This is a genomic window from Brachyspira catarrhinii (assembly GCF_005518285.1).
GTDB lineage: Bacteria > Spirochaetota > Brachyspiria > Brachyspirales > Brachyspiraceae > Brachyspira > Brachyspira catarrhinii.
This window is the reverse complement of sequence record NZ_SJDU01000156.1, coordinates 1-5188: the sequence shown is the minus strand read 5'-3', so window position 1 is coordinate 5188 and position 5188 is coordinate 1. Positions and strand designations below refer to the sequence as shown.

Annotated in this window: 4 protein-coding genes; 3 read left to right on the top strand and 1 reads right to left on the bottom strand. The window is 34.3% G+C overall.

Going from position 1 to position 5188, the window contains the following annotated elements; all coding sequences use genetic code 11:
- Both EZH24_RS06905 and EZH24_RS06900 read left to right on the top strand, forming a co-directional pair.
- The coding region (locus tag EZH24_RS06905) for a toprim domain-containing protein (RefSeq protein WP_236847102.1) at positions 1–776 on the top strand (776 nt) is incomplete at its 5' end.
- Positions 777–868: 92 nt separating this feature from the next.
- Positions 869–1849 carry an NAD(P)-binding domain-containing protein gene (locus EZH24_RS06900; RefSeq protein WP_137998394.1) on the top strand — a complete coding sequence of 327 codons (981 nt, stop codon included), beginning with the start codon at positions 869–871 and terminating at the stop codon, positions 1847–1849.
- Positions 1850–1885: 36 nt separating this feature from the next.
- Here EZH24_RS06900 and EZH24_RS06895 read toward each other — a convergent pair whose 3' ends face one another.
- Complete coding sequence (locus EZH24_RS06895; RefSeq protein WP_137998393.1) at positions 1886–3343, bottom strand: B12-binding domain-containing radical SAM protein; 1458 nt, start codon at positions 3341–3343, stop codon at positions 1886–1888.
- A 131-nt stretch (positions 3344–3474) separates the two neighbouring features.
- Here EZH24_RS06895 and EZH24_RS06890 point away from each other — a divergent pair.
- The coding region (locus EZH24_RS06890; RefSeq protein WP_137998392.1) for a DEAD/DEAH box helicase at positions 3475–5188 on the top strand (1714 nt) is incomplete at its 3' end.

Here is a 5188-nt window from a genome sequence, read left to right as displayed (position 1 = left end):
CGGCGGCTCAAGCGAGAGAAGCTGCAAGAAAGGCTCGAGATTTGGCGAGAAGAAAAAACGCTCTTGAAAGCGATTCTCTACCTGGAAAACTTGCCGATTGCTCTGAGCAGGAAGTCGACAAATGCGAAGTTTATCTTGTGGAAGGAGATTCCGCTGGAGGCACGGCTAAAGGAGGACGCGACAGACATTTTCAAGCGATTTTGCCTTTAAGAGGAAAAGTTTTGAATGTCGAAAAAGCGAGGTTGGATAAAATTATAGACAACGAAAGTTTGAAACCTATAATAGCTGCGCTCGGTTGCGGAGTCGGTTCTTCTTTCGATATATCTAAAATAAGATACGGAAGAGTTATCATAATGGCAGACGCGGATATTGACGGTTCGCATATAAGAACTTTACTTTTGACTTTCTTCTTTAGATATATGCGTCCTTTGATAGATTTGGGGCATATATTTATCGCGGTTCCTCCTCTATATAAAATTAGTTTCGATAAAAAGAATTTTACCTACGCTTATTCGGACGAAGAGAGAGATAAAATACTCGAAGAAAATAAGGGTAAGAATTCGGATATACAGAGGTATAAAGGTTTGGGAGAGATGAACGCGGACCAATTATGGGATACGACAATGAATCCAGAAACTCGGCTTATGTATCAAGTATTGACTGAAGACGCGGAAAAAGCGGACCAATTATTCACGATGCTTATGGGAGACGAAGTTAAACCGAGAAGAGATTTTATAGAAGCAAACGCAAGATATGTAAAAAATTTGGATGTTTAATTAAAAAATATTTTAGATTGATAAATCAAAAATTGTAATTATAATTAATTTTATTATTAAATTTAAATTAAAAATTAAGGAGAATAATTAAAATGGAAAATAAATTAGAAAACGAATACGATTTAATCATAGTCGGAGCGGGACCTGCGGGAATAGCGGCGTCCGTTGAAGCGGCTATTCTTCAAATGAAAAAAGTTCTTCTGCTTGAAAAAGGAGACAATCATTCCACAACGATAAGAAAATTTTATAAAGACGATAAGAGAGTCGACAAAGATTATAAAGGCGAGAGAATCGACTTGAGCGGAAATATAAAATTTGAAACGGCGACAAAAGGCGATGTTTTGGATTTGTTTAGCGAATGCGTATTTGGAAATTATATTGACGCTTTCTTTAATACGGAAGTCGAATCAATCAAGAAAAACGGAGAATATTTTGAAGTATTGACGGTAAATAACGACAAATATGTTTCAAAATATGTAGTCGTATCAATCGGAAAAATGGGCAGACCCAACAAACCCGATTATCCGATTCCGCCAAGTTTAAACGCTGTAGTCAATTTCAATATTTATAAATGCAAAGAAAACGAAAAAGTTCTTGTAGTCGGAGGAGGAAATTCAGCGGTAGAATACGCTTATCTTTTGGGAAAAGACAACGATGTAACGATAAATTATAGAAAAAGCGAATTCACTCGTCCAAACGAAAAGAATTTGGAAACTATAAAAGAAGATATTTCAAGCGGAAAAGTAAAGGCAAAATTGGGAGTCGATATAAAATCGATAGCGGACGAAGGCGGAAAAGTTTTGGTCAACTTTGCGGACGAAACAAGCGACATATTCGACAGAGTTATTTACGCGCTCGGCGGAGTGGCTCCTATAGATTTCTTAAAAAAATGCTCTATAGATTTGGACGAAAGCGGAGTTCCAATAGTAAGAGGAATTCATGAAAGTTCGGTTGATAATTTATATATAGCGGGAGACATACTTTATAAATCGGGCGGTTCTATAGCGAAAGCCTTGAATGCAGGATTCGATATAGTGAAGCATGTTAAAGGTTTAATTGACGGCAGAAATTAATTCAAAATAATTCAAATAAAGTTTCAAAATACGCATTTAAGCGAAGTCTTTCAAATGTCCTTTTGAAACTTTTTTGAAGGCTCGCAAATAGTATTTAATATCGTCCAAATCTCTTATGGATAAAATTTTATGAGCTAAAAATCTCGGAGTAAAACTCAAATTATAAAGTTTTTGTATCCATTCTTTTATTTTTTGCTCTCCAACTTCCGTTTTCATTATAGCTTGACGCATATCGTAATCTTCCCAATTTTCTGTGAGAAGCAAATTATCCGCTTTGCATTGATTGAATAATTCAGTTCCTGGGTAAGGAATTATTATCGTAGCCTGCATGGTTTTCGCGTAGCCTTTAAGAAGAAGTTTTTTCGTAAGCTCGTAGGTTTTTTCAATATCTTCTTCCGTTTCCCAAGGATAGCCCAACATAACGGTTATATGAGGAGAGAGTCCAGCTTCGGCGGCTGCTTTGCAAGACGGCAATATTTCTTCCGCTTTATTTCCTTTCTTTAATTTGTCCAATGTGTTTTGACTTGCCGATTCCAATCCGAATAATAAAAATCTAAATCCCGCTTTTTTCATTAATCTGTATTCTTCTTCGTTTACCGAACCGAAACGCATATTGCAATCCAAATTTACTTTTTTATTTAATTTTCTTTCAATCATAATATTGCAAAAATCGTTTAGCCATTTCTTTATCGGAAAACATCCCGTATCGTCCATTATCTCTTTTATATTGTATTTATTGTATAAAAATTCTATCTCGTCAACCACATTTTCCGCAGTCCGCACTCTGAAATTTGTATATATTCCCGTCCAAGAACAGAAAGTGCAGCGATGATGCCAGCAGTCTCTTCCCGCCATTATATAAGTTCCAGGTATTCGTTTGAAATTTCCGTTATCGTAAGCGTATCTTTTCCAATCGGTTAAATCTCTGTCAATAAAAGGCAAAGTTTTCAAATCATGCCGCAACTCGAACATTCCCGTATTTTTTATAATTCCGTTTTCTCTATAATATATTCCTTTTTCCAATTCGCCTTTCCCGTTAAGATATTCTATCAAATTGAGCAAAAGAAAATCGTAATCTCCTCCGCATAATAAATAATCGACTTTGCAGTTTTGCATCGTCTCTTCGGGCATTGCCGTAATATGGTCTCCTCCGATAACGACTATAGTTTTAGGATATTTTTCTTTAAGAGTGTTCGCTATTTTCCAAGCCTTATATATCACGGGAGTTTTCACTTCAAAAAATAATAAATCGGGAGTGTTTTCGTCCAAATATTGATACCATTGATAAGAATTCATATTTCTTGCAATCGCGTCAATAAAAGCGACTTCATAGCCCGCGTTTTTTATCATTGTAGCCGCGGTCGCGGGAACTACGGGATAAATATAAGTAGGGCTTTTGAACCATTGAAACTGTCTGTTTTGAGAAAGTAAAGCCACTCCTCTATCGCTTTCAAAAGGAGGATAGCCTATATATATTTTATTTATTTTATTCATAATTTACGCCTTAAATTTTTCTAATTTTTTAAATTAAAATATTAAAAACTAATTATATTTTAAACCTTAAAAATGTAAATATAAATAATATTAAGTTTGACAAAGACTTTAATATATACTATATTTTAATAATGAACGATAAAGAATTAAACGATATATTTTCGGTAGAAGCCGTCAATTTTATGAGAAAATCGATAGTCGAATCCTACGGCAACGAAGTATATTTTGGAATAAATTTCAACGCTTTTGGAATATTGGACCATATAGAAGTTATGGCGAGGGGAAATAAAGATTCCGTCCCAGCGATTATATCTCTGTCTTTGGAATTTGACGCCGTTATTCATAATCATCCATCGGGACAATTAACGCCTTCGAGAGCGGATTTGATGATTGCAAGCGAACTTGGAAACAACGCTGGAGTCGGTTTTTATATAGTAAATAACGATGTTGACGATTATTACGAAGTCGTTCGTCCAATAAAATCGGAAGACACAAAAACTATAAACTCTCCCGAAGCATTGTATATGTTTACCGAAAACGGACTTTTAAGCAAACTGTTAAAAAAATACGAATACAGACAGGAACAAACGGAACTTGTAGAAGCGACTATTGAAGCGTTTAATAATAATAAACATTTAATATCTGAAGCGGGAACGGGAATCGGTAAATCTTTCGCGTATTTAATTCCCGCTCTATTATGGCTTAAAGAAAATAAAACGAGAATCGTAGTTTCGACTAATACGATTAATTTGCAAGAACAAATTATTTCAAAAGATTTGCCTTCTATAATCGACACAATCGCTCCAACCGTAAAATACGCTTTGGTTAAAGGAAGAAATAATTATGTATGCATAAAAAAAGTGAAAGACGGATTAAACGATATAGACAAATTGGATTTTGACGAACAGATAAATTTTTTTGAAAGTATAGATAATTGGCTCAATATAACTAAAGACGGCTCGATAACGGATTTGGGATATAAACCCAAAAGCGAATTATGGGAAATGGTTTGCTGCGATACGGACACTTGCACTCACAGAAAATGCGAATATTTGGAAGATTGCTATTTTTATAAAATGCGAAAACAATTAAACGCGTCTCAACTTTTAATCGTAAATCATCATATATTATGCGCCGATTTGTCTTTATATGCCGAAACAGCGGGAAGATATAGTTTGCTTCCGAGATATACGAAAGTTATAATTGACGAAGCTCATAATTTTGAAAATTCGGCTTCGAGTTATTTTGGAAACGAAGGAAGTAAAAACGGAATATTAAAGGCTTTATTTTATATTTCAAGAATGAAAAAAAATAAAAGACTCGGAGTCATAGAAAGCATTAAGAATATGGTAAACGAAAAAAAATCTGTTATTCAAAATGACGATTATAAAGAAATAATAGAACTTATAAATCAAGCTCATGATATAACGAATAGAGTAAGAAATATCGTTGACGAATCTTCAAAACAATTTATAACCTACTGCCATAAAAATATTAAAACTAAAGAAGGTTTGGGATATAAATTTAGAATAAGCCCCGAAATTGTCGGCTCTAAACATTGGCAAAACGAAGGATTAAAACATGTAAGAGAAATCGTTATAATAATCAGCTCTTTGGTTAATCTATGCGACAGATTATATAAAAAATTTTTCGATATAGCGATAGAAAATAATTTTGACTACGAGGAAATCGCTCAAATGTCAAACGCTTATTTGGAGAGATTAAAAAATCAACTCGTGTCTTTAAACTCCGTTATAGATTATAAAAAAGACGAATATATAAGATGGATTGAAGCGAGACTTACAAAAAAGGGAGGGAGACTTACAAAAGAGGGAGGCATAATTC

Excerpts from the sequence above, each read along its gene's own strand:
- EZH24_RS06900 (WP_137998394.1), top strand. The coding sequence starts at position 869 with ATGGAAAATAAATTAGAAAACGAATACGATTTAATCATAGTCGGAGCG.
- EZH24_RS06895 (WP_137998393.1), bottom strand. The coding sequence starts at position 3,343 with ATGAATAAAATAAATAAAATATATATAGGCTATCCTCCTTTTGAAAGC.